The organism is Pseudomonas sp. PAMC 26793, from assembly GCF_000313235.1.
Taxonomy (GTDB): Bacteria; Pseudomonadota; Gammaproteobacteria; order Pseudomonadales; family Pseudomonadaceae; genus Aquipseudomonas; species Aquipseudomonas yamanorum.
Genome location: NZ_AMXG01000036.1, coordinates 425,148 through 449,724 on the forward strand (window position 1 = coordinate 425,148; position 24,577 = coordinate 449,724).

General features: G+C 60.4%; 26 protein-coding genes. 16 read left to right on the top strand and 10 right to left on the bottom strand.

Annotated features, from left to right (window positions below; translation table 11 throughout):
* The first annotated feature begins 11 nt into the window (after window positions 1-11).
* Entirely contained in the window at window positions 12-1,160 is a 1,149-nt protein-coding gene (gene dgoD / locus D109_RS0117015) for a galactonate dehydratase (RefSeq protein WP_003213645.1), read from the top strand.
* Between the two features lie 180 nt (window positions 1,161-1,340).
* A complete protein-coding gene (locus tag D109_RS0117020; protein ID WP_017477938.1) occupies window positions 1,341-2,645 on the top strand; it encodes an MFS transporter in 1,305 nt (434 codons plus the stop codon).
* Between the two features lie 160 nt (window positions 2,646-2,805).
* On the opposite strand, the gene D109_RS0117025 is transcribed toward D109_RS0117020, so the two are convergent.
* The 3 genes from D109_RS0117025 to trpB form a co-directional block, all read right to left on the bottom strand.
* Window positions 2,806-3,252 (bottom strand): anti-virulence regulator CigR family protein, encoded by a 447-nt coding sequence (locus tag D109_RS0117025; protein WP_017477939.1) that lies wholly within the window; start codon window positions 3,250-3,252, stop codon window positions 2,806-2,808.
* A gap of 139 nt (window positions 3,253-3,391) precedes the next feature.
* A complete protein-coding gene (gene trpA, locus D109_RS0117030; RefSeq protein WP_010168557.1) occupies window positions 3,392-4,201 on the bottom strand; it encodes a tryptophan synthase subunit alpha in 810 nt (269 codons plus the stop codon).
* Window positions 4,201-5,427, bottom strand: a complete 1,227-nt coding sequence (trpB, locus tag D109_RS0117035; RefSeq protein ID WP_003214899.1) for a tryptophan synthase subunit beta — start codon at window positions 5,425-5,427, stop codon at window positions 4,201-4,203. Before trpB ends, trpA begins: the two co-directional genes overlap by 1 nt.
* 109 nt (window positions 5,428-5,536) lie before the next feature.
* Between trpB and D109_RS0117040 the strand changes: the two genes are divergently transcribed.
* Complete coding sequence (locus D109_RS0117040) at window positions 5,537-6,433, top strand: LysR family transcriptional regulator (protein ID WP_017477940.1); 897 nt, start codon at window positions 5,537-5,539, stop codon at window positions 6,431-6,433.
* Here the strand turns inward: D109_RS0117040 and D109_RS0117045 are convergent.
* On the bottom strand, window positions 6,430-6,756 hold the full coding sequence (locus tag D109_RS0117045; protein WP_003170746.1) for a YqjD family protein: 327 nt from the start codon (window positions 6,754-6,756) through the stop codon (window positions 6,430-6,432). The genes D109_RS0117040 and D109_RS0117045 overlap by 4 nt on opposite strands.
* Before the next feature lie 156 nt (window positions 6,757-6,912).
* Between D109_RS0117045 and D109_RS0117050 the strand changes: the two genes are divergently transcribed.
* Window positions 6,913-7,128 (top strand): dodecin, encoded by a 216-nt coding sequence (locus tag D109_RS0117050; RefSeq protein ID WP_017477941.1) that lies wholly within the window; start codon window positions 6,913-6,915, stop codon window positions 7,126-7,128.
* 117 nt (window positions 7,129-7,245) lie between these two features.
* Window positions 7,246-7,473 (top strand): DUF1161 domain-containing protein, encoded by a 228-nt coding sequence (locus tag D109_RS0117055; protein WP_017477942.1) that lies wholly within the window; start codon window positions 7,246-7,248, stop codon window positions 7,471-7,473.
* A 116-nt stretch (window positions 7,474-7,589) separates the two neighbouring features.
* Here the strand turns inward: D109_RS0117055 and D109_RS0117060 are convergent, their stop codons facing one another.
* Complete coding sequence (locus tag D109_RS0117060; RefSeq protein ID WP_008439586.1) at window positions 7,590-8,591, bottom strand: LLM class flavin-dependent oxidoreductase; 1,002 nt, start codon at window positions 8,589-8,591, stop codon at window positions 7,590-7,592.
* A 216-nt stretch (window positions 8,592-8,807) separates the two neighbouring features.
* Here D109_RS0117060 and D109_RS0117065 point away from each other — a divergent pair, with 216 nt between their 5' ends.
* Complete coding sequence (locus D109_RS0117065) at window positions 8,808-9,239, top strand: OsmC family protein (RefSeq protein ID WP_017477943.1); 432 nt, start codon at window positions 8,808-8,810, stop codon at window positions 9,237-9,239.
* A gap of 113 nt (window positions 9,240-9,352) precedes the next feature.
* A complete protein-coding gene (locus D109_RS0117070) occupies window positions 9,353-9,592 on the top strand; it encodes a DUF1161 domain-containing protein (protein ID WP_017477944.1) in 240 nt (79 codons plus the stop codon).
* Here D109_RS0117070 and D109_RS0117075 read toward each other — a convergent pair whose 3' ends face one another.
* A complete protein-coding gene (locus D109_RS0117075) occupies window positions 9,593-10,015 on the bottom strand; it encodes a hypothetical protein (RefSeq protein ID WP_017477945.1) in 423 nt (140 codons plus the stop codon).
* 142 nt (window positions 10,016-10,157) lie between these two features.
* On the opposite strand from D109_RS0117075, the gene D109_RS0117080 reads away from it, so the two are divergent.
* On the top strand, window positions 10,158-11,213 hold the full coding sequence (locus tag D109_RS0117080; RefSeq protein WP_026078028.1) for an aminopeptidase: 1,056 nt from the start codon (window positions 10,158-10,160) through the stop codon (window positions 11,211-11,213).
* A gap of 96 nt (window positions 11,214-11,309) precedes the next feature.
* On the opposite strand, the gene D109_RS0117085 is transcribed toward D109_RS0117080, so the two are convergent.
* Both D109_RS0117085 and D109_RS0117090 read right to left on the bottom strand, forming a co-directional pair.
* The gene (locus D109_RS0117085) at window positions 11,310-11,963 is read right to left on the bottom strand and encodes an HAD family hydrolase (RefSeq protein WP_017477947.1); all 654 of its coding nucleotides are present in this window, start codon (window positions 11,961-11,963) and stop codon (window positions 11,310-11,312) included.
* Window positions 11,964-11,974: 11 nt separating this feature from the next.
* Entirely contained in the window at window positions 11,975-12,517 is a 543-nt protein-coding gene (locus tag D109_RS0117090; protein ID WP_017477948.1) for a gamma carbonic anhydrase family protein, read from the bottom strand.
* A gap of 54 nt (window positions 12,518-12,571) precedes the next feature.
* Here D109_RS0117090 and prlC point away from each other — a divergent pair, with 54 nt between their 5' ends.
* Both prlC and D109_RS0117100 read left to right on the top strand, forming a co-directional pair.
* Window positions 12,572-14,671, top strand: coding sequence for an oligopeptidase A (gene prlC, locus D109_RS0117095; RefSeq protein ID WP_177325525.1), 2,100 nt, complete (start codon window positions 12,572-12,574; stop codon window positions 14,669-14,671).
* Window positions 14,668-14,940 carry a YheV family putative zinc ribbon protein gene (locus tag D109_RS0117100; protein ID WP_003214872.1) on the top strand — a complete coding sequence of 91 codons (273 nt, stop codon included), beginning with the start codon at window positions 14,668-14,670 and terminating at the stop codon, window positions 14,938-14,940. Before prlC ends, D109_RS0117100 begins: the two co-directional genes overlap by 4 nt.
* A gap of 27 nt (window positions 14,941-14,967) precedes the next feature.
* Here D109_RS0117100 and D109_RS0117105 read toward each other — a convergent pair whose 3' ends face one another.
* On the bottom strand, window positions 14,968-15,654 hold the full coding sequence (locus D109_RS0117105) for a dual specificity protein phosphatase family protein (protein WP_017477950.1): 687 nt from the start codon (window positions 15,652-15,654) through the stop codon (window positions 14,968-14,970).
* A 275-nt stretch (window positions 15,655-15,929) separates the two neighbouring features.
* Here D109_RS0117105 and D109_RS0117110 point away from each other — a divergent pair, with 275 nt between their 5' ends.
* The 6 genes from D109_RS0117110 to D109_RS0117135 all read left to right on the top strand — a co-directional run bounded on the left by D109_RS0117110 (window position 15,930) and on the right by D109_RS0117135 (window position 23,470).
* Window positions 15,930-16,670, top strand: a complete 741-nt coding sequence (locus D109_RS0117110) for a gluconate 2-dehydrogenase subunit 3 family protein (protein ID WP_017477951.1) — start codon at window positions 15,930-15,932, stop codon at window positions 16,668-16,670.
* 2 nt (window positions 16,671-16,672) lie between these two features.
* Entirely contained in the window at window positions 16,673-18,457 is a 1,785-nt protein-coding gene (locus tag D109_RS0117115) for a GMC family oxidoreductase (protein ID WP_026078029.1), read from the top strand.
* Window positions 18,458-18,469: 12 nt separating this feature from the next.
* On the top strand, window positions 18,470-19,768 hold the full coding sequence (locus D109_RS0117120; RefSeq protein WP_017477953.1) for a cytochrome c: 1,299 nt from the start codon (window positions 18,470-18,472) through the stop codon (window positions 19,766-19,768).
* An 81-nt stretch (window positions 19,769-19,849) separates the two neighbouring features.
* Complete coding sequence (locus tag D109_RS0117125; protein WP_017477954.1) at window positions 19,850-20,908, top strand: PA0069 family radical SAM protein; 1,059 nt, start codon at window positions 19,850-19,852, stop codon at window positions 20,906-20,908.
* A gap of 197 nt (window positions 20,909-21,105) precedes the next feature.
* Window positions 21,106-21,837: a carbonic anhydrase gene (locus D109_RS0117130; protein WP_017477955.1), complete on the top strand. Its 732-nt coding sequence runs from the start codon at window positions 21,106-21,108 to the stop codon at window positions 21,835-21,837.
* 85 nt (window positions 21,838-21,922) lie between these two features.
* A complete protein-coding gene (locus D109_RS0117135) occupies window positions 21,923-23,470 on the top strand; it encodes a SulP family inorganic anion transporter (RefSeq protein WP_017477956.1) in 1,548 nt (515 codons plus the stop codon).
* Between the two features lie 129 nt (window positions 23,471-23,599).
* On the opposite strand, the gene D109_RS0117140 is transcribed toward D109_RS0117135, so the two are convergent.
* On the bottom strand, window positions 23,600-24,247 hold the full coding sequence (locus D109_RS0117140) for a hypothetical protein (RefSeq protein WP_017477957.1): 648 nt from the start codon (window positions 24,245-24,247) through the stop codon (window positions 23,600-23,602).
* Window positions 24,248-24,577 lie beyond the last annotated feature (330 nt).

Genomic DNA, 24,577 nt, shown 5'->3' on the forward strand with positions numbered 1-24,577 from the left:
GAGATAAGAAGATGAAAATCACCAAACTGACCACCTTCATCGTCCCGCCGCGCTGGTGCTTCCTCAAGGTTGAAACCGACCAGGGCGTGACCGGTTGGGGCGAGCCCGTGGTCGAGGGCCGCGCCCACACCGTGGCTGCCGCCGTCGAAGAATTGTCCGACTACTTGATCGGCAAAGACCCACGCAATATCGAAGACATCTGGACGGTACTCTACCGCGGCGGTTTCTACCGTGGCGGCGCGATCCATATGAGCGCCCTCGCCGGTATCGACCAGGCGCTGTGGGACATCAAGGGCAAGGCCCTCGGCGTGTCGGTCAGCGACCTGCTCGGTGGCCAGGTGCGCGACAAGATCCGCGTGTACTCGTGGATTGGTGGCGACCGCCCGGCCGACACGGCCCGCGCCGCCAAGGAAGCCGTGGCCCGTGGTTTTACTGCGGTGAAAATGAACGGCACCGAAGAACTGCAATTCCTCGACAGCTTCGAAAAAGTCGACCAGGCCCTGGCCAACGTTGCCGCCGTGCGTGACGCGGTAGGCCCCAACGTCGGCATCGGCGTCGACTTCCATGGCCGGGTGCACAAGCCCATGGCCAAGGTGCTGATGAAGGAACTCGACCCCTACAAACTGATGTTTATCGAAGAACCGGTGCTCAGTGAAAACTACGAAGCACTGAAAGAACTGGCGCCGCTCACCAGCACCCCGATTGCCCTTGGCGAGCGTCTGTTTTCGCGCTGGGACTTCAAGCGTGTGCTCAGCGAAGGCTACGTCGACATCATCCAGCCGGATGCCTCCCACGCCGGCGGTATCACCGAAACCCGCAAGATCGCCAACATGGCCGAAGCCTACGACGTGGCCCTCGCCCTGCACTGCCCGCTCGGCCCGATTGCCCTGGCGGCGTGCCTGCAGCTGGATGCGGTTTGCTACAACGCGTTCATCCAGGAACAGAGCCTGGGCATTCACTACAACGAGAGCAACGACCTGCTGGATTACGTACGTGATCCGGGCGTTTTCGACTACGACCAGGGCTTTGTGAAAATCCCCAACGGGCCAGGCCTGGGCATCGAGATCAACGAGGAATACGTGATCGAGCGCGCGGCCATCGGGCATCGCTGGCGCAACCCGATCTGGCGCCATGCCGACGGCAGCTTTGCGGAGTGGTAAACACCGCTAATTTGAGGTGAAAACCCGATCAATGTGGGAGCGGGCTTGCTCGCGAAGGCGGAGTGTCAGTCAACACATCCGCTGCTGGTAGACCGCTTTCGCGAGCAAGCCCGCTCCCACATTTGATTCGGTTTCTTCAGTAAGACCTGTCCTCAATAACCATAAGAAGAGGCAACCCCCATGCAATCCGAGTCCTTCACCGGGCAGGCTTCTTTAGTCACGCCCAGCCGAAAGCGCTTCTTCATCATGGTGCTGCTGTTTATCACTGTGGTGATCAACTACCTGGACCGCAGCAACCTGTCGATTGCCGCCCCGGCCCTCACCAGTGAGTTGGGGATCGACCCGGTGCATGTCGGGCTGATCTTCTCCGCGTTCGGCTGGACCTACGCCGCCATGCAGATTCCCGGCGGCTGGCTGGTGGACCGGGTGCCGCCGCGCATTCTCTACAGCGTCGCCCTGCTGTTGTGGTCGGTGGCTACGGTGATGCTCGGCTTCGCCGCCAGCTTCATCGCGCTCTTCGTATTGCGCATGGCGGTGGGTGCCCTGGAAGCCCCGGCCTATCCGATCAACAGCCGCGTGGTCACTACCTGGTTTCCCGAGCGTGAGCGGGCCACGGCGATTGGCGTCTACACCTCCGGGCAGTTTGTCGGGCTGGCGTTTCTCACGCCGGTATTGGCCTGGCTGCAACACGCTTTTGGCTGGCACATGGTGTTTGTCGCCACCGGCGGCGTGGGCATTGTGTGGGCGTTGATCTGGTACGCCGTGTACCGCGAGCCACGGGATTTCAAAGGCGCCAATGCGGCGGAAATCGAGCTGATCCGCGAAGGTGGCGGGTTGGTGGACATCCAGGCGCAGGCGGCCAAGGCGCCGTTCAGTTGGGTCGATCTCGGCATCGTGCTGAGCAAGCGCAAGCTGTGGGGTATCTACCTGGGGCAGTTCTGCCTGAACTCCACGCTGTGGTTTTTCCTGACGTGGTTCCCGACCTATCTGGTGAAATATCGCGGCATGGACTTCATCAAATCCGGCCTGCTGGCGTCGCTGCCGTTTCTGGCGGCGTTTGTCGGGGTGCTGTGTTCGGGGGTGTTTTCCGATTGGCTGATTCGCCGGGGAGCGTCGGTAGGGTTTGCGCGCAAGTTGCCGATCATTGGCGGGCTGTTGATCTCCACGGCGATCATCGGCGCCAACTTTGTTGACTCCACGGCGTGGGTGATTGCCTTTCTGGCGGTGGCGTTTTTCGGCAATGGCCTAGCGTCGATTACCTGGTCGCTGGTGTCGACCTTGGCGCCGGCAAGATTGCTGGGGCTGACGGGTGGGGTGTTTAACTTCATCGGCAATCTGTCGGCGATTACCACGCCGATTGTGATTGGCTTTCTGGCGACAGGGGATTCGTTTGCACCGGCGATTACCTATATCGCGGTGCTGGCGTTGCTGGGGGCGCTTTCGTACATCTTGTTGGTGGGCAAGGTCGAGCGCATCGAACTTTAGAGGACTGATAAGTATCTGTGGCGAGGGAGCTTGCTCCCGCTGGAGTGCGCAGCGCTCCCAGGATTTTGGGGCCGCTGCGCAGCCCAGCGGGAGCAAGCTCCCTCGCCACACTAGGTCCCTCGCCACAGCAAGCTCCCTCACCACAAAAGCAGTCCGGCTTCTAGTACAGCGCGCCATCCAGAATCTGGTAGACGATGCTGGTGCCAATCGCGATCAGCACGATGTCCCCGCCCGAGCGGCGCCATTCGTAGCCAGGGTATTGCGGCAGGTGCGACAGGGCCCGAGGGTCAAGACGCTCGCCGTAGTAGTTCGGCGGCAGGCGTTGGCCGCGCACCAGGTGGATACCGGGAGGCGGCGGAGCACCACGGCGGAAGTCGCCATGGTTATCGCGGATCACTTGCCGAACAGGGCCGAAGTCCTGAGGAGGCCCGCCACGGTGATTGCCCTGGGGCCCGCGGCGGTCATCGCCACGGTGATCGTTCTGTTGGCCTTGAGGGCCGCCACGGTCAGGTCCGCCACCTTGGTCGTACGGTGCGGCTTGCACCAGGGCGCTGGCGCCGAGCAACAGCACACCCAGACCGGCTATCACACGTTTAGGCATCTTCATCAGGGGTTTCCTCAACTGCACAAACAACAAAAAGGGATTTCGAACCGGGTTCGAAATCCCTTGGTCTTGTCAGTTTAGGTGCTGATTTGCCAGCATGATTCCTCTGTATCAGAAACTTTACCTACGGCTTACGAGCCGCTTACTTACGTGCGTTGCGCACACCTTCCGAAAGCGCCGAACACAGGGTCAATACACCGTCGATGGCCTGCTGATCATTGCTGGCGTTGGCGATGTGATCGATCAGTGCCGAACCCACCACCACACCGTCTGCCAGGCGGGCGATTGCAGCGGCCTGCTCCGGGGTGCGGATACCAAAACCGATGCTGATCGGCAGGTCGGTATGCCGACGCAGGCGGGTCACGGCTTCTTCGACGTGTTCCAGGGTCGCGGCGCCGGCACCGGTCACACCGGCCACCGAGACGTAGTACACAAACCCGGAGCTGCCGTTGAGCACGGTCGGCAGGCGCACGTCGTCGGTGGTCGGGGTGGTCAGGCGGATAAAGTCGATACCGGCAGCCTGGGCCGGGTCGCACAGCTCGCCGTTATGCTCGGGCGGCATGTCGACCACGATCAGGCCGTCGACGCCGGCTTCTTTGGCATCGCTGATGAAGCGTGGCACGCCGTACATGTGGATCGGGTTGAAGTAGCCCATCAGCACCAGCGGCGTATCGCTGTTGTCCTTGCGGAACTCGCGAACCATTTGCAGGGTTTTCGTGAGGTTCTGCTTGGCGGTCAGTGCACGGATGTTGGCCAGTTGAATCGCCGGGCCGTCAGCCATCGGGTCGGTGAACGGCATGCCCAGTTCGATCACGTCGGCGCCGGCCGCCGGCAAGCCCTTGAGGATCGCCAGCGAGGTGTCATAACCCGGGTCGCCGGCGGTGACGAAGGTCACCAGGGCGGCGCGGTTTTGTTCTTTCAGTTGCGCAAAACGTGTTTGCAGGCGGCTCATCAGTGTTTCTCCTGCTTGGACTGTTCCATGTGGTGCATCACGGTTTGCATGTCTTTGTCGCCACGACCGGACAGGTTCACCACCATCAGGTGATCCTTCGGCAAGGTCGGTGCGCGTTTGAACACTTCAGCCAGGGCGTGGGCGCTTTCCAGTGCAGGAATAATCCCTTCCAGGCGGCAGCATTTGTGAAAGGCGTCGAGGGCTTCGTCGTCGGTCACCGAGGTGTACTGGACGCGGCCGATGTCATGCAACCAGGCGTGTTCAGGGCCAATGCCCGGGTAGTCGAGGCCGGCGGAAATCGAGTGGGCGTCGATGATCTGGCCATCGTCGTCCTGCAACAGGAAGGTGCGGTTGCCGTGCAGCACGCCCGGCACACCGCCGTTGAGGCTGGCCGCGTGCTTGCCGGTCTCGATGCCGTAGCCGGCGGCTTCAACGCCGATGATTTCGACGCTGGTGTCATCCAGGAACGGGTGGAACAGGCCCATCGCGTTGGAACCGCCGCCGATGCACGCCACCAGGCTGTCGGGCAGACGGCCCTCCTGGGCTTGCAGTTGGGTACGGGTTTCCTTGCCGATCACGGCCTGGAAGTCGCGAACCATGGCTGGGTACGGGTGCGGGCCGGCCACGGTGCCGATCAGGTAGAAGGTGCTGTCGACGTTGGTGACCCAGTCACGCAGGGCTTCGTTCATCGCGTCTTTCAGGGTGCCGGTGCCGGCGACTACCGGGATCACTTCAGCGCCCAGCAGCTTCATGCGGAATACGTTGGCCTGCTGGCGCTCGATGTCGGTGGTGCCCATGTAGATCACGCATTGCAGGCCAAAACGCGCGGCGACGGTGGCCGTGGCCACACCGTGCATGCCGGCGCCGGTCTCGGCGATGATGCGCTTTTTGCCCATGCGTCGTGCCAGCAGGATCTGGCCGATGCAGTTGTTGATCTTGTGGGCGCCGGTGTGGTTCAGCTCTTCGCGCTTGAGGTAGATCTTGGCGCCGCCGCAGAACTCGGTCAGGCGTTCGGCGAAGTACAGCGGGCTTGGGCGTCCGACGTAGTCGCGCTGGAAGTAGGCCAGTTCTTCATTGAAGGCCGGATCGATTTTGGCCGCTTCGTATTCGCGGGCCAGATCAAGGATCAACGGCATCAGGGTTTCCGCCACGTAGCGGCCGCCGAACGAACCGAACAGGCCATTGGCGTCTGGGCCGTTGCGTAAATCGGTCTGGGTCTGAGTCATGGGACGCTCCAGGTAGAAAATGTGTAAGAGGCAATGACGGTCACTCTACCCCTGACGCTTGCACGTGAAAACCGATAAGATCGCCACAACCTGTCAGGAAAACTCACAGATGAGCCGAGACTTACCACCGCTGAACGCCTTGCGCGCTTTCGAGGCGACTGCACGCTTGAACAGCGTGAGCCAGGCCGCTGAGCAACTGCATGTGACCCATGGCGCGGTGAGCCGGCAGCTCAAGGTATTGGAAGAACACCTTGGCGTCAGCCTGTTCGTCAAGGATGGGCGCGGCCTCAAACTCACAGATGCCGGTGTCCGTCTGCGGGATGCGAGCTTCGAGGCGTTCGAGCGTCTGAGGGACACCTGCGCCGAACTCACACAGAGCAGTGCAGATGCGCCGTTTGTGCTCGGCTGCTCCGGCAGTCTGCTGGCACGCTGGTTTATTCCGCGTTTAGGGCGCCTGAACGCCGATCTGCCGGATTTGCGCCTGCACCTGTCAGCGGGCGAAGGCGATCTCGACCCGCGCCGCCCCGGGCTGGATGCGCTGTTGGTGTTCGCCGAGCCGCCGTGGCCGGCGGATATGCAGGTGTATGAATTGGCCAGTGAACGCATCGGACCGGTCATGAGCCCGCGATTTGCCCATTACGAGCGTTTGCGCCAGGCACCTGCCCAAGCCCTGCTGAATGAAGCCCTGTTGCACACCACATCACGCCCACAAGCCTGGCCCAGTTGGGCGCAGCACCATGGGATCGAGGCTGGCGCGTTGAAGTACGGTCAGGGTTTCGAGCATTTGTATTATTTGCTGGAGGCGGCGGTGGCGGGTCTGGGGGTGGCGATTGCGCCAGAACCGCTGGTGGCAGAGGATCTGCGAGCGGGTCGCCTGGTTGCGCCATGGGGTTTCAGTGAAACCCCGGCACAACTGGCGTTGTGGCTACCCAAGCGCGCCGCAGATGGGCGCGCCCGGCAACTGGCGCAGTGGCTCAAGGCTGAGCTTAAGCGCCAGGACGTTTAGTCGCCGCGTTTGCACAGCAAGTAAGCCGCCAACAGACCCAGCGCGCCGACGGCGACGCCAGCGGTAGTCCATGGGTGCTCTTGCGCGTAGTCCCGTGTCGCTACACCGGTTTCGCGGATTTTGACTTTGCTTTCTTCGTAAGCATCGCTGATCAGGTGACGGGAATGCTTGAGGGCGTTCTCGGCATTGCTTTTCAGGGCCTTCAAGGTTTTTCGCGACTCGTCAGAGGCATCGTCCTTGAGGCTTTCCAGAGATTTGAGCAGGCTCGAAATCTCGGCTTCCATGCTTTCCAATGACGCTTTGCGTAAAGAGGTGTTGGCCATGTGGGCTCTCCTGGAGTGATTGAGTGGCGTGTGTTGTTTCCGACTGCGGCGGTTTCAGAAAGTGCAGTAAATCTGAACTTTCATATGGGAATGGTCGCCAGAAGCAGTACGAGAATTCACTGCTAGGCTTTATTAACGACCCCAGGAGAAAACCTTATGAGTGATCATCACACCTACAAGAAAGTCGAACTGGTGGGCTCTTCCACCACCAGCATCGAGGACGCCATCAACAACGCCCTGGCTGAAGCCCACAAGAGCATCAAGCACTTGGAGTGGTTTGAAGTGACCGAAACCCGCGGTCATATCAAGGACGGCAAGGCCGCGCATTTTCAGGTCACCCTCAAGGTGGGGTTCCGAATTGCCAGTAGTTGACTGAGCCTGTTGAACTTGCGCGCTGGCCGATTGCCATAAACTCCGCTACAACCTTTAGGCACGTCGGCGTGACGAGCGGCGACGTGCTTCCTTTCGATCAACCCAAGGAAGTGACGGATGAAGAACTTTTTGTTGGCGGTAGGTTTGTTGAGCATTGCGGGCACAGCCCTGGCGGCGGGCAAGCCTTGTGAAGAGCTGAAAAGCGAGATCGCGGCGAAAATCGACGCGAAAGGCGCTTCGGGCTACTCCCTGGAAATCGTGGACAAAGGTGCTGCACCTAGTGACCACACGGTTGTCGGCAGCTGTGAAGCCGGTACCAAGGAAATCGTCTACAAACGCGGGTGATCCCGTGTTGCAGACGTAAAAAACCGACGCAAGTGCGTCGGTTTTTTTTTGATCGTTCCCTCGCTCCGCGTGGGAATGTCGCCTGGGATGCTCTGCGTCCCGCCTCACTCCTGGATTCAGCCCTTCATGATCTGGGCCAGCAGTTCGTAGGAATGAATCCGGTCGGCATGTTCGTACAGGTCACAGGTGAAGATCAGCTCATCAGCGCCGGTCTGCTCCACCAGCACCTCCAATTTGGCGCGGATCTTCTGCGGGCTGCCCACCATCGCCAGGCCCAGGAAACTGCCTACGGCGTCTTTTTCATGGGGCAGCCACAGGCCGTCCATGGTCTTGACCGGCGGGCGCTGCACCAGGCTTTGCCCACGCATCAGCGCGAGAATTCTCTGGTACACCGAGGTGGCCAGGTAGTCGGCCTGCTCATCGGTGTCGGCGGCTACCAGCGGGATACCGAGCATCACGTAGGGCTTGTCCAGCACGGCCGAAGGCTTGAAGTGGTTGCGGTAGACGCGAATCGCTTCATGCATCAGGCGCGGTGCGAAATGTGAGGCAAAGGCGTAGGGCAAACCGCGCTCACCTGCCAGTTGCGCGCTGAACAGACTGGAACCCAATAGCCATACAGGGACGTTGGTGCCGGTACCGGGTACGGCGATCACTCGCTGGTCCGGAGTGCGCGGGCCGAGGTAGGCCATCAGTTCAGCCACGTCTTCCGGGAAATCATCGGCGCTGCCGGAGCGTTCACGGCGCAGGGCGCGGGCGGTCATCTGGTCGGAGCCGGGCGCGCGGCCCAGGCCCAAATCGATACGGCCCGGATACAGGCTTTCCAGGGTGCCGAATTGCTCGGCGATCACCAACGGTGCGTGGTTGGGCAGCATCACGCCACCGGAACCGACACGAATCGTCGAGGTGCCGCCCGCCAGATAACCCAGCAATACCGAGGTCGCCGAGCTGGCGATACCGTCCATATTGTGGTGTTCGGCCACCCAGAAGCGGTTGTAGCCGAATTTTTCCACGTGCTGGGCCAGGTCCAGGGAATTGCGCAGCGACTGCGCCGGACTGCCGTTGGCGCGCACTGGCACGAGGTCGAGGGTCGAGAATTTTACGTCGGACAGCGATTTCATAAGCCTGCTTCTCCAATGGGGGCGCAGGCTTCTAAGACGAACCAAAACCTGCCGCTTCATGTGCATGTCTATGCAATGAGGGCATATACCCGAGATTCAATAGCGATGGCGAAATTTCCTACTTAATTGCTAGGTTTCTCCGACAAGATGAACTTTGCCGTGGCGTCTATCCTCAGAACCCTTACTGACGCAAAACCACCGTTCGAGGAGACCGCTATGAGTATCGTTAAAAAAGCATCCGCGCATTGGGAAGGCGACCTGAAGACTGGCCTGGGTTCCATTTCCACGGAAACCGGCGTGCTGCGCGAAGCGCCCTACGGCTTCAAGGCCCGTTTCGAAGGGGGTAAGGGCACCAACCCTGAAGAACTGATCGGCGCAGCCCATGCCGGTTGTTTCTCCATGGCGTTTTCCATGATTCTCGGCGACGCCGGGCTCAAGGCCGACAGCATCGACACCCAGGCCGAAGTGACCCTGGACCAAGTGGACGGTGGCTTTGCGATTACTGCTGTGCACCTGACCCTCAAGGCGAAGATCCCGGGCGCCAGCCAGGCGCAGTTCGACGAACTGAGCAAAAAGGCCAAGGAAGGATGCCCGGTGTCCAAGGTACTGAATGCAACCATTACCCTGGATGGCACGCTGATTAGTTGATGCAACCCTCTTGCAGGTGCGAGCTTGCTCGCTCCTGCAGGTGCAAATGTGGTCGAATAGCCGATTGCAGACTTAGCGCACACTCGTGCGCGTGCATTCAGGGAGCTTCACACATGAAACGTATTGCCTTGGCGGTTATCTGCGGTGCACTGGCCACGTCGGCGCTGGCCGCGCCGAAAGACTGTGAAGAGCTCAGGAAAGAGATTGAGGTCAAAATCCAGGCGAATGCCGTTCCGTCCTACACCCTCGAAATCGTCAGCAAGGAAGAAGCCGACAAGCACGACAGCGCCATGGTTGTAGGCACGTGTGAGTTCGGCACCAAGGCTATCGTCTACCAGAAGAACAACGACTGATCAGATGCAGTTGACGCTACGTTCTTGCGCCAGTAACTGACCCGCTTTGTTGTACAGCCGGATATTCGGGTTGTAGCCCAGTGAGCGCCCTTCCAGGCGATAGCGCTGGCCTGCCTCGAAACGGTCGTATTGCAGGGTCATGAAGCAGGTTCGGTCGGTGGTTTGCCCCATTCCGCCGAAGCTGCCGCCGGTAGGCACCTCGAAATCAAAACGCACCATCAGTTCATGGCTGCCAGGCGGCACCTGGAAGAAGCGCCCGTCGTTCAGGTTTTTTCCGTCCAGGCGTTGTGCCATCACCAGCTTGGCGCCGGGTGTCGGGGTGGCGAAGTCGACCCAGGCTTGTTGCGGATCAACCGCCGGTAGCGGCGTCGACGTGCAGGCACTGAGAAAGACTGCGGCGATGGGAAGCAGTAGCTGACGCATGTTAAGCACTCAACGGTAGGAATGGTTTTTTAAGCGGCTGCGTTCGGCAGCACGCTCCCTATGAGTATAAACACGCCACGCCATGGAAAAATTCCCCACAGGCGAGATAGTCTGGCGGGATAGTTACCGGCGAGAGGTTTGAATGGTCAGGCGTTTATTTCCCGGGTTGATGCTGCTGTTGCTCAGTGGCTGCTCCAGCGTCAGTTATTACAGCCAACTGGCAGACGGCCAATGGCAATTGCTGCGGGCCCGGGAGCCTGTCTCCGAGGTCGTCGCCGACCCGTCCCGGCCACAGGTGCTGCGGGACCACTTGGCGCAGTCGCAGAAAGCCCGCACCTTCGCCAGCAAACACCTGCACCTGCCGGATAACCAGAGTTACCGTCTGTATGCGGACATTGGCCGCCCTTATGTGGTCTGGAACGTCTTCGCCACGCCGGAATTTTCCCTGTCGCCGCAGACTCACTGCTTCCCGATTGCCGGGTGCGTGGCCTATCGCGGTTACTACAATCAGGGCGCCGCACGCGGCCAGGCGGCGTTGCTGAAGCAGCAAGGCATGGATGTGTCGATTGGTGGCGTGGAGGCCTACTCCACCCTCGGCTGGTTCAATGACCCGATCATGAGTTCGATGATGAGCTGGGGCGATGAGCGCCTGGCCACGCTGATTTTTCATGAGTTGGCGCACCAGCGGTTTTATGTGAAGGACGACACCGAGTTCAACGAGTCGTACGCCACCTTCGTCGAGCAGGAAGGCACCCGGCAATGGCGCGCAGCCCAAGGCTTGCCGCCTGCCAGCGAGTCAGCGTTGAAACAGCGCGACCAGTTCACCCGGCTGGTACTCGACACCCGCAAACGCCTGGAGCAACTGTATGCGCAGCCACTGGCGGCCGATGCCATGCGCCAGGCCAAGGCGGCCGAATTCGAGCGCCTGCGCAGTAACTATCGGCAAATGCGTGATAGCCAGTGGGGTGGTGACAAGCGCTACGACGCCTGGATGAACTTGCCGATGAACAACGCAAGGTTGTTGCCGTTTGGCCTGTATGACCAGTGGGTACCGGCGTTCGCCGCGTTGTTCCGGCAGGAAGGCGGGGATTGGCCGAAGTTCTTTGCGGCGGTGGAGAAGCTGGGCGGATTGCCGGTGGATCAGCGCAAGGCGGCCCTGAGGGCGTTGGAGGGATCCGGGCAAGTGGTTGGCCGGTAGGGCCTCATCGCGGGCAAGCCCGGCTCTCACATTTGACTGAGTTGTCTTGGCCGACCGTGATCAAATGTGGGAGCTGGCTTGCCTGCGATAGCGCATTCAAGGCCGTTGCAAAAACGCCTGATGCATCTCGGCCAATGTTTCAAAGTGCCAGGTCGGCGCCTCGGCACTCAGTTCTTCATAGCTGCCAAACCCATAACCTACCGCCGCCGCATCCAGTCCATTGCTGCGGGCGCCGATCAGGTCGTGCTTGCGGTCGCCAATCATCAAGGTACTGGCCGGGTCCAGGCCTTCTTCGGCCATCAGGTGGGCGATCAGCTCGACCTTGTTGGTGCGGGTGCCGTCCAGCTCGCTGCCGTAGATCACCTTGAAGTGTTTGGCGAAATCAAAATGCCGGGCGATTTCACGGGCGAACACCCAAGGCTTGGAAGTGGCCACATACAGCTGGCGACCTTGGCCATTCAACTCCTCAAGCAGCGGCATCACGCCGTCGAATACGCGGTTTTCGTACAGGCCGGTGACCTTGAAGCGCTCGCGGTAAAAATTCACCGCCTCCCACGCCTTGGCTTCGTCGAAGCCATAGAACTGCATGAATGCTTGTAGCAGCGGCGGGCCGATGAAGTGTTCAAGCTTGGTCAGGTCCGGCTCATCGATCCTCAGTTTGGCGAGGGCGTACTGGATCGAGCGGGTGATGCCTTCGCGCGGGTCGGTGAGGGTGCCATCGAGGTCGAACAGAACGGTCTGGTAATGCATGGGTGTCCTTGTCATTGGTCGAAGCCTTCGGCCAGGTGCAGGTCTTTGAGCTTTACGTAGTTCGCGGCGCTGTAGGTGAAAAACGCCCGCTCCTTGTCAGTCAGCGGGCGGATTTTTTTAACCGGGCTGCCGACATACAAAAAACCGCTCTCGAGTTTCTTGCCCGGCGGCACCAGGCTGCCGGCGCCGATGATCACATCGTCTTCCACCACGGCGCCGTCCATCACAATGCTGCCCATGCCGATCAGAATCCGGCTGCCTACCGTGCAGCCATGCAGCATGACTTTGTGGGCAATGGTCACATCGTCGCCGATCAACAGCGGGAAACCATCAGGATTGAAGGGCCCGGCGTGGGTAATGTGCAGCACGCAGCCGTCCTGCACGCTGGTGCGCGCTCCGATGCGGATGCGGTGCATGTCGCCGCGAATCACCGTCAGCGGCCATACCGAGCTGTCGGCGCCGATTTCGACGTCGCCGATCACCACCGCCGATGCATCGACGAAAGCCCCGGCGGCCAAGGCCGGCGTGTGATTCTGGTAGGTGCGAAGGGTCACGATAGGCTCTCTCTCTTCTGCTGATAGCTGCGGTGGGCGTTGATTGTAATTAAGATGGCCCCATCTTTGTTCTTACATGTTTCTTCAGCCAAGGTACCCACCGTGAGCGCGAACAACCCTCTTCTGCAGCCCTACGACCTGCCGCCGTTCTCGGCGATCCGTGCCGAGCATGTACAGCCGGCCATCGAACAGATCCTCGCCGACAACCGCGTCGCCATCGAAGGCATCCTGCAAAGCCAGGGTAAAAATCCGACCTGGGCCGGCCTGGTCCTGGCCATGGACGAACTCAATGACCGCCTGGGCGCCGCCTGGAGCCCGGTCAGCCACCTGAACGCCGTGTGCAACAGCACCGAGCTACGCGAAGCCTACGAGGCTTGCCTGCCGGCATTGAGCGCCTACTCCACCGAGATGGGCCAGAACCGCGAGCTGTTCCAGGCCTTCGAAGCCCTGGCCAACAGCCCGGAAGCCGCCGGCTTCGACGTGGCGCAAAAAACCATTCTGGAACACTCCCTGCGGGACTTCCGCCTGTCGGGTATCGATTTGCCGCCTGAGCAGCAAAAACGTTATGCCGAAGTGCAGAGCAAGCTCTCCGAACTGGGCAGCAAGTTCTCCAACCAATTGCTCGACGCCACCCAGGCCTGGACCAAGCACGTCACTGACGAAGCGACCCTCGCCGGCCTGACCGATTCGTCCAAGGCGCAAATGGCTGCGGCTGCCCAGGCCAAAGGCCTGGACGGCTGGCTGATCACCCTGGAATTCCCGTGCTACTACGCGGTGATGACCTACGCCCACGACCGCGCCCTGCGTGAAGAAATCTACGCCGCCTACTGCACCCGTGCGTCGGACCAAGGCCCGAATGCCGGTCAGAACGATAACGGCCCGGTCATGGAACAGCTCCTCGACCTGCGTCAGGAGCTCGCTCAACTGCTGGGTTTCGCCTCGTTCTCCGAACTGAGCCTGGCTACCAAAATGGCCGAGTCCAGCGACCAGGTGCTGAGCTTCCTGCGAGACCTGGCCAAGCGCAGCAAGCCGTTTGCTACCCAGGACCTGCAACAGCTCAAGGCCTACGCCGCTGAACAAGGCTGCCCGGACCTGCAAAGCTGGGACAGCGGTTTCTACGGCGAAAAACTGCGTGAACAGCGGTACAGCGTTTCCCAGGAAGCCCTGCGCGCCTACTTCCCGATCGACAAGGTGCTCAGTGGCCTGTTCGCTATCGTGCAGCGCCTGTACGGCATCGAGATCGCCGAGCAGAAAGGCTTCGACACCTGGCACCCGGACGTTCGCCTGTTCGAAATCAAGGAAAACGGCCAGCACGTCGGCCGCTTCTTCTTCGACCTGTACGCTCGCGCCAACAAGCGCGGCGGGGCCTGGATGGACGGCGCCCGTGACCGTCGCCGCACCCTTGATGGCGTACTGCAGAGCCCGGTGGCCAACCTGGTGTGCAACTTCACCCCGGCCGACAGCGGCAAGCCTGCCCTGCTGACCCACAATGAAGTGACTACGCTGTTTCACGAATTCGGCCACGGCCTGCATCACCTGTTGACCCGTGTCGAGCACGCTGGCGTGTCCGGCATCAACGGCGTGGCCTGGGATGCGGTGGAGTTGCCAAGCCAGTTCATGGAGAACTGGTGCTGGGAGCCGGAAGGCCTGGCGCTGATTTCCGGCCACTATGAAACCGGTGAGCCGCTGCCTCAGGACCTGTTGGAAAAAATGCTCGCGGCGAAGAACTTCCAGTCCGGCCTGATGATGGTTCGCCAGTTGGAGTTCTCGTTGTTCGACTTTGAGCTGCACGCTACCCACGGCGATGGCCGCAGTGTGCTGCAGGTGCTGGAAGGCGTGCGTGATGAGGTGTCGGTGATGCGTCCGCCCGCCTACAACCGCTTCCCCAACAGCTTCGCGCATATCTTCGCTGGCGGTTACGCTGCGGGTTACTACAGCTACAAGTGGGCGGAAGTGTTGTCGGCGGATGCCTTCTCCAAGTTCGAAGAAGACGGCGTGCTCAATGCCGAGACTGGCCGGGCGTTCCGCGAGGCGATCCTGGCCCGTGGCGGTTCCCAGGCACCGATGGTGCTGTTCGTCGACTTCCGCGGACGTGCGCCCTCGATTGACGCACTCTTGCGCCACAGCGGCCTGAGTGAGGACGCGGCAGCATGAGTGAAGCGCCTGTGAAAACCAAAAAACGCTTTATCGCCGGGGCAGTCTGCCCGGCGTGCAGCGAGCCGGACAAGTTGATGATGTGGAGCGAAGACGATGTGCCACATCGCGAGTGTGTGGCTTGCGGCTATTCCGACACGCTGAATGAACAAGGCCTGTCAGTGCCCAAGGAATTGGGCACGCGGGTCAATACATCGGCGTTGAAAGCACCGGATCCCAAGGTGCAGGCAGTGCAGTTCTTCCCCAATCCGAAGCTGAAAAAAGACTGACCGGCATGCGCCCCCTGAGCTGATGGCTCAGGGGGCGATCACCAGGGCGGTTTTTTCTGCCGCCGCGTCCTTGGCGTTGTCCGCGGTATTCAGCCAGCTTTTCATCGAGCACAGTGCAAAGGCGCTGGTGCTGCAATCGCCATTGGCCAACGCCGTGCGTAACTTGTCGATATCCGCCTTCATCATGTAGCGAACGCCGTCCTTGAAGCCTTTGCTGGCTCCAAAGCCACCGAGGGTCATTTCGTTCAGCGCTTCCTCTTTACTCCACCCCTGGACTACCACTCGGTACATCGCCGCCATCAACCCGGTGCGATCCGAGCCGTGCTTGCAATGCATCAATACCGGGCCGTTGGCCTGTGCGTCCTGAATGGCGCGCAGGGCTTCCAGTACATCGGTGTCGTCAACATGGTTGGTTCGGTAGGTCAGTTGCACTTGCTTGATATCAGACGACTTCAGCCAGTTGGCATCAGATTCGGGCAGGAAGTTGATGACCGTACCGATCTTGAGTTTTTCCAGGACAGGAACGGCGCTGCTATCCGGTAGCGCGCTGCGATAGAGGGTGGGCGACATCTGATACAGGTTGTATTGGTTTCCCACGGGCTGTGCCCATTCCAGTGAGCGAATGGAAGCAGTGTCGTCGGCGTGCGCCTGGACGGTGGTAAACAGCGCCATGAATGCCAGGCTGATGGCAGGCAGCAATTGGTGATTGAACATGGGCGATGTAACCGAATAGGGAAATGGCTGATGGGGCACAGATTCGCCTACAGGGGATCAATGCCTCGTGAGGCACTCGTCAAAGAAACGTGAACGCCCGCTATTTTTTTCCCGCTGAATCGATTCCCCTCGATCCTTAGCCTGCTATCCTTTGTAACTACTGATTTCTGCCGTGTTCTATCCTTTTGGGTCCTTTGGATCCCATTTGCTGCCAAAACTATAAGCCGCTCCCCGAAGCGGCTGATAAATCCGTGACCACATGATGAGGTGCCACCATGTCTGATCAAGATCAAGACAACCCCCGGCGTGAGTTTTTGCGCAAATCCTTGACCTTGATCCCCGTGGTCACTGTCGCCAGCACGGGCCTGGGCGGTTCGATGCTGATGGCGGTTCCCGAGCCCGCTCAAGCCAGCCCTGAAAAGGCACCTGTCAGCAGCAAGGCCTATGAGCCGAGCTATTTCACTGCCGAGGAATGGGCGTTTATCAACGCGGCCGTTGCCCGCCTGATCCCGGCGGACGACCAAGGCCCAGGCGCCCTGGAAGCCGGCGCGCCGGAATACATTGATCGTCAGATGAACACGCCCTACGCGGCGGGTGCCCTGTGGTTCATGCAAGGCCCGTTCAATGCCGACGCGCCGCCTGAAATGGGCTGGCAGAGCAAACTGGTGCCCAAGGAGATCTATCGCCTGGGCATTGCTGCCACGGATGCCTGGTCGAAAGCGATGAACGGTAAGTTATTTGCCGAGCAAGACAGCGCTACCCAGGACAAATTGTTGCAGCGCCTGGAAGCCGGTGACGCGCAATTCGACAGCGTGCCACCGAAGATTTTCTTCAATCTGTTGCTGCAAAACACCAAGGAAGGGTTCTTCTGCGACCCGGTCCACGGTGGCAACAAAGGCATGGTCGGCTGGACCATGATCGGTTTCCCCGGCGCCCGCGCCGATTTCATGGATTGGGTTGAACGCAACGAGCAATACCCCTTCCCGGCTGTATCGATCCGTGGCGAGAGGGCATAAACGTGGCGACCATCATGAAGAAAGTGGATGCGGTGATCGTCGGCTTCGGCTGGACTGGCGCGATCATGGCCAAGGAGCTGACGGAAGCGGGCCTCAACGTGGTAGCGCTGGAGCGCGGCCCGATGCAGGACACCTACCCGGACGGCAACTATCCCCAGGTCATCGACGAACTGACCTACAGCGTGCGTAAAAAGCTCTTTCAGGACATCTCCAAGGAAACCGTGACCATTCGCCATAGCGTGAATGACGTCGCCATGCCCAACCGCCAACTCGGCGCCTTCTTGCCCGGTAACGGTGTTGGCGGTGCCGGTCTGCACTGGTCCGGCGTGCACTTCCGGGTGGACCCGATCGAGTTGCGCATGCGCAGCCATTACGAAGAGCGCTACGGGAAAAACTTCATTCCCAAGGACATGACCATCCAGGATTTCGGCGTCAGCTATGAAGAGCTGGAGCCGTTCTTCGACTATGCCGAGAAAGTCTTCGGCACCTCCGGGCAAGCCTGGACGGTGAAAGGCCAACTGGTGGGCGAAGGCAAGGGAGGCAACCCTTATGCGCCGGATCGCTCCAATCACTTCCCGCTGGAATCGCAGAAGAACACTGTCTCCGCACAGCTGTTCCAGAAAGCCGCCACGGCCGTGGGCTACAAACCCTACAACCTGCCTTCCGCGAATACGTCGGGTCCTTACACCAATCCCTACGGTGCGCAGATGGGGCCGTGCAACTTCTGCGGCTTTTGCAGCGGTTATGTCTGCTACATGTATTCCAAGGCTTCGCCGAACGTGAACATCCTGCCGGCCTTGCGGCTGGAGCCCAAGTTCGAACTGCGGCCCAATTCTCACGTGCTGAAGGTCAATCTCGACAGCACCAAGCGCAAGGCGACCGGCGTGACGTATGTCGACGCCCAGGGGCGGGAATGCGAGCAGCCGGCGGACCTGGTGATCCTCGGTTCCTTCCAGTTCAACAACGTGCGCCTGATGCTGCTGTCGGGCATTGGCAAACCCTACGACCCGATCTCCGGCGAGGGCGTGGTGGGCCGCAACTTCGCCTACCAGAACATGGCGACCATCAAGGCGTTCTTCGACAAGGACGTGCACACCAACAACTTCATCGGTGCCGGCGGCAATGGCGTGGCGATCGATGACTTCAACGCGGACAACTTCGACCACGGGCCTCACGGCTTTGTGGGCGGCTCGCCAATGTGGGTCAACCAGGCAGGCAGCCGGCCGATTGCTGGCACCTCAAACCCGCCGGGCACGCCGGCCTGGGGCAGCGCGTGGAAGCGCGCCACGGCTGATTACTACACCCACCAGGTGTCGATGGATGCTCACGGCGCCCATCAATCCTACCGTGGCAACTACCTCGACCTGGACCCGGTTTACCGCGATGCCTACGGCATGCCGCTGCTGCGCATGACCTTCGACTGGCAGGAAAACGACATCAAGATGAACCGCTTCATGGTCGACAAAATGAGCAAGATCGCCGAAGCGATGAACCCCAAGGCAATCGCCTTGCTGGGCAAAAAGGTGGGCGAGCACTTCAACACCGCCTCTTACCAGACCACCCACCTCAACGGTGGCGCGATCATGGGGACCGACCCGAAAACCAGTGCCTTGAACCGCTACTTGCAGTGCTGGGACGTACACAACGTGTTTGTCCCGGGCGCTTCCGCGTTCCCACAAGGCTTGGGCTACAACCCTACGGGTCTGGTGGCGGCATTGACCTACTGGTCGGCGCGGGCAATTCGCGAGCAGTACCTGAAAAACCCCGGCCCACTGGTTCAGGCATAAGGAGCGATGACCATGAAAGCATTTGTGATTGCCTCGCTCGCCTTGATCAGCAGCTGCTCGGTCAGTGCGGCTGAAACCGACCTGGTCAAACAGGGCGAATACCTGGCGCGTGCCGGTGACTGCGTGGCCTGCCACACCGCCAAGGGCGGCAAGCCGTTCGCCGGTGGCCTGCCGATGGAAACCCCGATTGGCACTATTTACTCCACCAACATCACCCCGGATAAAACCGGCTTGGGCGACTACAGCTTCGAGGACTTCGACCAGGCCGTGCGCCATGGCGTCGCCAAGAACGGCAGTACCCTTTACCCGGCGATGCCCTATCCGTCTTATGCGAAGGTCAGTGAAAGCGACATGCAGGCGCTGTACGCGTACTTCATGAAGGGTGTAGAGCCGGTGGTGCAAGCTAACAAGGACAGCGACATTCCCTGGCCGTTGAGCATGCGTTGGCCGTTGGCCGGTTGGCGCTGGATGTTCGCGCCCAAGGTCGAGGCCTATCAGGCCCAAGCGGGCGCGGACCCGGTGATCAGCCGTGGCGCGTATCTGGTGGAAGGTCTTGGCCACTGTGGTGCCTGCCATACGCCACGGGCGCTGACCATGCAGGAAAAATCCCTGAGTGCGTCGGACGGCAGCGCTTTCCTTTCCGGCAGCGCACCGCTGGAAGGCTGGATTGCCAAGAGCCTGCGGGGCGATCACAAGGACGGCCTGGGTAGCTGGAGCGAAGACCAACTGGTGCAATTCCTCAAGACCGGCCGCAGTGATCGCAGCGCAGTGTTTGGCGGCATGAGTGACGTTGTGGTCCACAGCATGCAGTACATGTCGGAAGATGACCTGACGGCTATCGCCCGTTACCTCAAGAGCCTGCCGGCGGTGGATCCCAAGGATCAGCCGCACCAGTACGACAAGCAGGTCGCCGATGCGCTGTGGAAAGGCGATGACAGCAAGCCCGGGGCATCGGTGTATATCGACAACTGCGCGGCGTGCCACCGCACCGATGGCCATGGCTACACCCGGGTATTCCCGGCGTTGGCGGGCAACCCGGTGTTGCAGACGGCGGATGCCACCTCGTTGATCAACATTGTGTTGAACGGCGGTACGCTGCCGGCGACCCACACCGCGCCTTCGACCTTCACCATGCCGGCGTTTGCCTGGCGTTTGTCGGATCAGGAAGTGGCGGATGTCGTCAGTTTCGTGCGAGGCAGTTGGGGTAACAAAGGCCAGCCGGTGAAAGCCAGTGACGTCGCGAACCTGCGCAAGAATGATATGCAGACGACCTCTGGCGATGACCTTGGCCAGGTGACCTCCAAGCACTGATTGGAGGTTGACCGCCAAACGGCACTGGTCAGAAACCTTGCGCCTCTATACTGTATAAAAAAACAGTATAGAGGCGCGTTCATGTCCACTCCTCTGCCGCCTCGCGGGCGCGGCACGGCCACCAACCTGCACAACCGTTTTGCGCCCACTGTCAGTGTGGCGGAAGACGACGGCTGGTATCAGGAAGTGCCACAGACCCAGGGCACCGAAGTCCGTATCGAAACCGCGAAAACCATCATCACCCGCAACAGCTCGCCGGATATCCCGTTTGATCGGGCGATCAACCCGTATCGTGGCTGCGAGCATGGCTGTATCTACTGCTATGCGCGGCCCAGCCACGCGTATTGGGACCTGTCGCCGGGGCTGGATTTCGAAACCAAGCTGATCGCCAAGACCAACGCCGCTGATGTGCTGGAGCAGCAATTGTCGAAACCGGGCTACACCTGCGCGCCGATCAACCTGGGCTCCAACACCGACCCGTACCAGCCTATCGAACGCGAATACAGGATCACCCGGCAGACCCTCGAAGTGCTGCTGCGCTATCGCCACCCGGTGACGATCATTACCAAGGGTTCGCTGATTCTGCGGGACCTCGACCTGCTGACCGAGCTGGCGCAGCAACGGCTGGTGGCGGTAATGATCAGCCTCACCAGCCTGGACGACGAGCTCAAGCGCATCCTGGAACCACGCACGGCTGCGCCCAAGGCGCGGCTGCGGGCGATTCGGGTGATGCGTGAGGCGGGGATCCCGGTGGGCGTGTTGTGTTCACCAATGATTCCGATGATCAACGACAGCGAGCTGGAAAGCCTGCTGACCGAAGCGCATGCCGCTGGCGCACAAAGTGCGGCGTACATGATGCTGCGCCTGCCCTTGGAGGTGGCGCCGTTGTTTGAGGAATGGTTGGCGGCCCATTACCCGCAGCGCGCGGCCCATGTGATGAGCCTGGTGAGACAGGTGCGCGGTGGTGAGGTCTATGACAGTCGCTTTGGTGTTCGCATGCGTGGCGAAGGGCCGTTTGCCGATCTGTTGGCGCAGCGTTTCGCCAAGGCGATCAAACGGCTGGGGCTGAATCGCCGGGAAGGGTTTAATCTGGATTGCACGGCGTTTTGCCCACCGGGCAGACAGATGGCATTGTTGTAAACTGCTGGGTAAGGCGCGCGACCTTGTAGGAATAGTCGCGTTTTGATATCACTGAAAGCCCCGATCTAGAGCGGTTCATTCAGTTTGAGTTAAGTTTCGGCGGGTACCTTGTTTATCGAGTGACTAATGAGTCGGCGCTTCGGTTTGGGCGCCAGCCGCACTGGAAAACTCCCCTGCTCCAACCAAGAGGATGAATCATGAGTGACAAGGATAAACAGCCGTTGGCTGCGTCGGCTTCAGCCCCTCACGAGGCGGAGTCCGCCGATGCAGCGCTGCAGCACATCGTTGAAGGCTTTTTGCATTTCCATAACGAGATCTTTCCGCAGCAGGAAGAACTCTTCAAAAAACTCGCCACGGCCCAAAGCCCACGAGCGATGTTCATCACCTGCGCCGACTCGCGCATCGTTCCCGAACTGATCACCCACAGCTCCCCAGGGGATTTGTTCGTGACCCGTAACGTCGGCAACGTCGTGCCGCCTTATGGGCAGATGAACGGCGGTGTTTCCACGGCCATTGAGTACGCGGTACTGGCCCTCGGCGTGCAGCACATCATCATTTGCGGCCACTCCGATTGCGGCGCCATGCGCGCAGTGCTCAACCCCCTGAGCCTGGAAAAAATGCCCACGGTAAAGGCCTGGCTGCGCCACGCCGAGGTCGCCAAGACCATGGTCCAGGACAACTGTGACTGCGCCAACGAACACGAAAGCATGCATGTGCTGACCGAAGAAAACGTGATCGCCCAGTTGCAGCATCTGCGCACGCACCCGTCGGTAGCCTCGCGCATGGCCAATGGGCATCTGTTTATCCATGGCTGGGTCTACGACATCGAGACCAGCGAGATCAGGGCCTACGATGCGGATCAGGCGGCGTTCCTGCCGTTGAACGGTACCCAGCCGATCCCATCCGCGACGCCTAAAGCGCGCTTCTAAAACAATCCCCTGTCGGGTAACGCTATGGCTGCCATTCGAGCAGCCAGGCGTTGCCACGCCCGGCAAATGCCTCGGGAGAGTCATCATGCGTGCTGCTCAATTAAAAGCTGTGCTGCCACGGGAGCTGCTGGCCTCTGTGGTTGTGTTTCTGGTTGCCCTGCCGCTGTGCATGGGGATCGCCATCGCGTCAGGGATGCCACCTGCCAAAGGCCTGATCACCGGGATTATCGGTGGGCTTGTGGTGGGTTGGTTGGCGGGATCGCCGCTGCAAGTCAGCGGCCCGGCTGCCGGCTTGGCGGTGCTGGTGTTCGAACTGGTGCGCCAGCATGGCATGGCCATGCTCGGGCCGATCCTGTTGCTGGCGGGTTTCCTGCAGTTGGTGGCCGGGCGTTTGCGCCTGGGCTGCTGGTTCCGTGTTACGGCGCCTGCGGTGGTCTACGGGATGCTGGCGGGTATCGGGGTGCTGATTGTCCTGTCGCAGGTCCATGTGATGCTCGACGGTGTGCCAAAACCCTCCGGGCTGGATAACCTCGCCGGCTTTCCCGCCGCGTTGATTCAGGCTATTCCTACACTGGGCGGTGGGCTTGGCTGGCAGGCTGGCCTACTCGGGCTGTCGACGATTCTGGTGATGTGGTTGTGGGACAAATTCCGCCCGCAAAAGCTGCGCTTCGTCCCCGGCGCCTTGCTCGGCGTGGGTTTGGCGACAGTCACCAGCCTGGTGCTGGCGTTGCAGGTCAAGCGTGTGGAGGTGCCGGAAAACCTGGCGGACGCCATCGACTGGCTACGCCCCAGCGACCTGCTGAACCTGGCGGATCCCAACCTGTTGATCGCCGCGTTCGCCGTGGCCTTTATCGCCAGTGCGGAAACGTTGCTTTCGGCAGCGGCGGTTGACCGCATGCACAGTGGCCAGCGTTCCGATTTCGACAAGGAATTGTCGGCGCAAGGCGTGGGCAACATGCTGTGTGGCCTGGTCGGCGCCCTGCCGATGACCGGTGTGATCGTGCGCAGTTCGGCCAACGTCCAGGCCGGCGCTACCACGCGTTTGTCGGCGATGTTCCACGGCTTGTGGCTGCTGGCGTTCGTGCTGTTGCTGTCCAGTGTGCTGCAAAGCATTCCGGTGGCGAGCCTGGCGGGTGTGCTGGTGTACACCGGGATCAAGCTGGTGGACATGAAGGCATTTCGTGGCTTGGCGCGTTACGGGCGGATGCCGATGTTTACCTACGCAGCGACAGCCCTGGCGATCATCTTCACCGACTTGTTGACGGGTGTGCTGGTGGGCTTTGGACTGACACTGGTCAAGCTGGCGTTCAAGGCTTCACGCCTGAAAATAAGCCTGGTGGACCTGCCGCAGGATGGCGAGATGGAGTTGCGATTGACGGGGGCTGGGACCTTTCTCAAGGTGCCGGCATTGACTCAGGTGCTGTCGACGGTACCCGCCGGGACCACCTTGCATGTGCCACTCAATAACCTGAGTTACATCGACCACTCCTGCCTTGAATTGCTGGAAGAGTGGGGGCGGGCCAATGCGGCCAAGGGCTCGAAGCTGATGATCGAGGCGCGGGGGTTGAAGCGCAGGTTGGAAGGACGGGTGCGGACGACGACCGGGATAGGTTCGGCGCCGTCTGTTGGCTGACGAAACTGGATCAAAATGTGGGAGCGGGCTTGCTCGCGAAGGCGGTGTATCAGAAACACATTCAGTGACTGACACTCCGACTTCGCGAGCAAGCCCGCTCCCACATCTGATCTATGCAGGCCGGGACATTCAGGCTGGCTGGTCCAGCTCAAGGCCCACACCTAACTGCCGCGACAGGCACGGCCAGCGCTTCCACGCCGCTTCCGTGTCCGGGCTCTTGAGCTTGTCGCGGTACGTCTCGACCGACTCCAGGGCAAAGCTCTCTTCGTTGAGCATCTCATCCACGGCGTGGTGCACGGCTTCATCCAGCTGGTTGGCAAAGGTCTCGCCGATCAATTGGTGGGCAATCACGTTCGCCACCGTGGTATCCAGCGGAATCAACGGCTGGCCGAAGTGCTTGATATACAGATCGTTGACCTCTTCCACCAGGCGATGAGCCAGATAAGCCTCGTCCAGCAAACCGTCCAAACCTTCATGCCCGGCCAGGATCGCTGGCGGTTGCAGGAAGAAATGCTCGGCGATTTTCAGCACCGGTTTGATCTGGCTTTCAATACCGGCTTCGCGGGCAACATCATTGGCTGCGTCCAGCAGATCCGGGACCTGGTCGATGTAGGCACTGACAAAACGCGTCATCACGCCCTTGGCGTCGACGTCAGGCAGGGAAATCGCCGGGTGCAGGTGCGGCAACTGGACTTCCAGCTGCAGAGCAAGCTGGCCAGTGCTGGATTCGTGTTGATGGGCACGGGAAATCTGCTCGCGCAATGCGGCGGTGTTCATGAAAGCTCCAGTGATGCAGGCGTAGGAAATAGGGAGAGAATAAGGTAGCTCGTTTATACGAGCGCCTAAGACGCATTTGTCATAATTATTTCACGGTTATGCACTGTCGTTATATCAAATCGCCATCGTTCGTCGGATAACGGGCGCCATCGGTCTTGTTGTGTGGTCTGTTTCCTCATTTTCGTTCATTTGCCCGATGACATTGCGGGGTGGCGGTCGCTGTCTATACTCGGTTTTGTACGCAATTAGCTGATGACGCCCGACTGCATGAGCAGGCAAGGCTTGGCGGTTGTAAGCAGTATGGAAGCCGCTCCCTTGGCCGCAGGTGCA

Excerpts from the sequence above, each read along its gene's own strand:
- D109_RS0117040 (WP_017477940.1), top strand. The coding sequence starts at position 5,537 with ATGAGCCGAGACTTACCACCGCTGAACGCCTTGCGCGCTTTCGAGGCG.
- D109_RS0117135 (WP_017477956.1), top strand. The coding sequence starts at position 21,923 with ATGCGTGCTGCTCAATTAAAAGCTGTGCTGCCACGGGAGCTGCTGGCC.
- D109_RS0117125 (WP_017477954.1), top strand. The coding sequence starts at position 19,850 with ATGTCCACTCCTCTGCCGCCTCGCGGGCGCGGCACGGCCACCAACCTG.
- D109_RS0117025 (WP_017477939.1), bottom strand. The coding sequence starts at position 3,252 with ATGAAGATGCCTAAACGTGTGATAGCCGGTCTGGGTGTGCTGTTGCTC.
- D109_RS0117140 (WP_017477957.1), bottom strand. The coding sequence starts at position 24,247 with ATGAACACCGCCGCATTGCGCGAGCAGATTTCCCGTGCCCATCAACAC.
- D109_RS0117100 (WP_003214872.1), top strand. The coding sequence starts at position 14,668 with ATGAGTGAAGCGCCTGTGAAAACCAAAAAACGCTTTATCGCCGGGGCA.
- D109_RS0117060 (WP_008439586.1), bottom strand. The coding sequence starts at position 8,591 with ATGAAATCGCTGTCCGACGTAAAATTCTCGACCCTCGACCTCGTGCCA.
- D109_RS0117075 (WP_017477945.1), bottom strand. The coding sequence starts at position 10,015 with ATGCGTCAGCTACTGCTTCCCATCGCCGCAGTCTTTCTCAGTGCCTGC.
- D109_RS0117130 (WP_017477955.1), top strand. The coding sequence starts at position 21,106 with ATGAGTGACAAGGATAAACAGCCGTTGGCTGCGTCGGCTTCAGCCCCT.
- D109_RS0117110 (WP_017477951.1), top strand. The coding sequence starts at position 15,930 with ATGTCTGATCAAGATCAAGACAACCCCCGGCGTGAGTTTTTGCGCAAA.
- dgoD (WP_003213645.1), top strand. The coding sequence starts at position 12 with ATGAAAATCACCAAACTGACCACCTTCATCGTCCCGCCGCGCTGGTGC.
- D109_RS0117080 (WP_026078028.1), top strand. The coding sequence starts at position 10,158 with ATGGTCAGGCGTTTATTTCCCGGGTTGATGCTGCTGTTGCTCAGTGGC.
- D109_RS0117085 (WP_017477947.1), bottom strand. The coding sequence starts at position 11,963 with ATGCATTACCAGACCGTTCTGTTCGACCTCGATGGCACCCTCACCGAC.
- D109_RS0117020 (WP_017477938.1), top strand. The coding sequence starts at position 1,341 with ATGCAATCCGAGTCCTTCACCGGGCAGGCTTCTTTAGTCACGCCCAGC.
- trpB (WP_003214899.1), bottom strand. The coding sequence starts at position 5,427 with ATGACTCAGACCCAGACCGATTTACGCAACGGCCCAGACGCCAATGGC.
- D109_RS0117105 (WP_017477950.1), bottom strand. The coding sequence starts at position 15,654 with ATGTTCAATCACCAATTGCTGCCTGCCATCAGCCTGGCATTCATGGCG.
- prlC (WP_177325525.1), top strand. The coding sequence starts at position 12,572 with ATGGCCCCATCTTTGTTCTTACATGTTTCTTCAGCCAAGGTACCCACC.
- trpA (WP_010168557.1), bottom strand. The coding sequence starts at position 4,201 with ATGAGCCGCCTGCAAACACGTTTTGCGCAACTGAAAGAACAAAACCGC.
- D109_RS0117045 (WP_003170746.1), bottom strand. The coding sequence starts at position 6,756 with ATGGCCAACACCTCTTTACGCAAAGCGTCATTGGAAAGCATGGAAGCC.
- D109_RS0117065 (WP_017477943.1), top strand. The coding sequence starts at position 8,808 with ATGAGTATCGTTAAAAAAGCATCCGCGCATTGGGAAGGCGACCTGAAG.
- D109_RS0117055 (WP_017477942.1), top strand. The coding sequence starts at position 7,246 with ATGAAGAACTTTTTGTTGGCGGTAGGTTTGTTGAGCATTGCGGGCACA.
- D109_RS0117050 (WP_017477941.1), top strand. The coding sequence starts at position 6,913 with ATGAGTGATCATCACACCTACAAGAAAGTCGAACTGGTGGGCTCTTCC.
- D109_RS0117070 (WP_017477944.1), top strand. The coding sequence starts at position 9,353 with ATGAAACGTATTGCCTTGGCGGTTATCTGCGGTGCACTGGCCACGTCG.
- D109_RS0117120 (WP_017477953.1), top strand. The coding sequence starts at position 18,470 with ATGAAAGCATTTGTGATTGCCTCGCTCGCCTTGATCAGCAGCTGCTCG.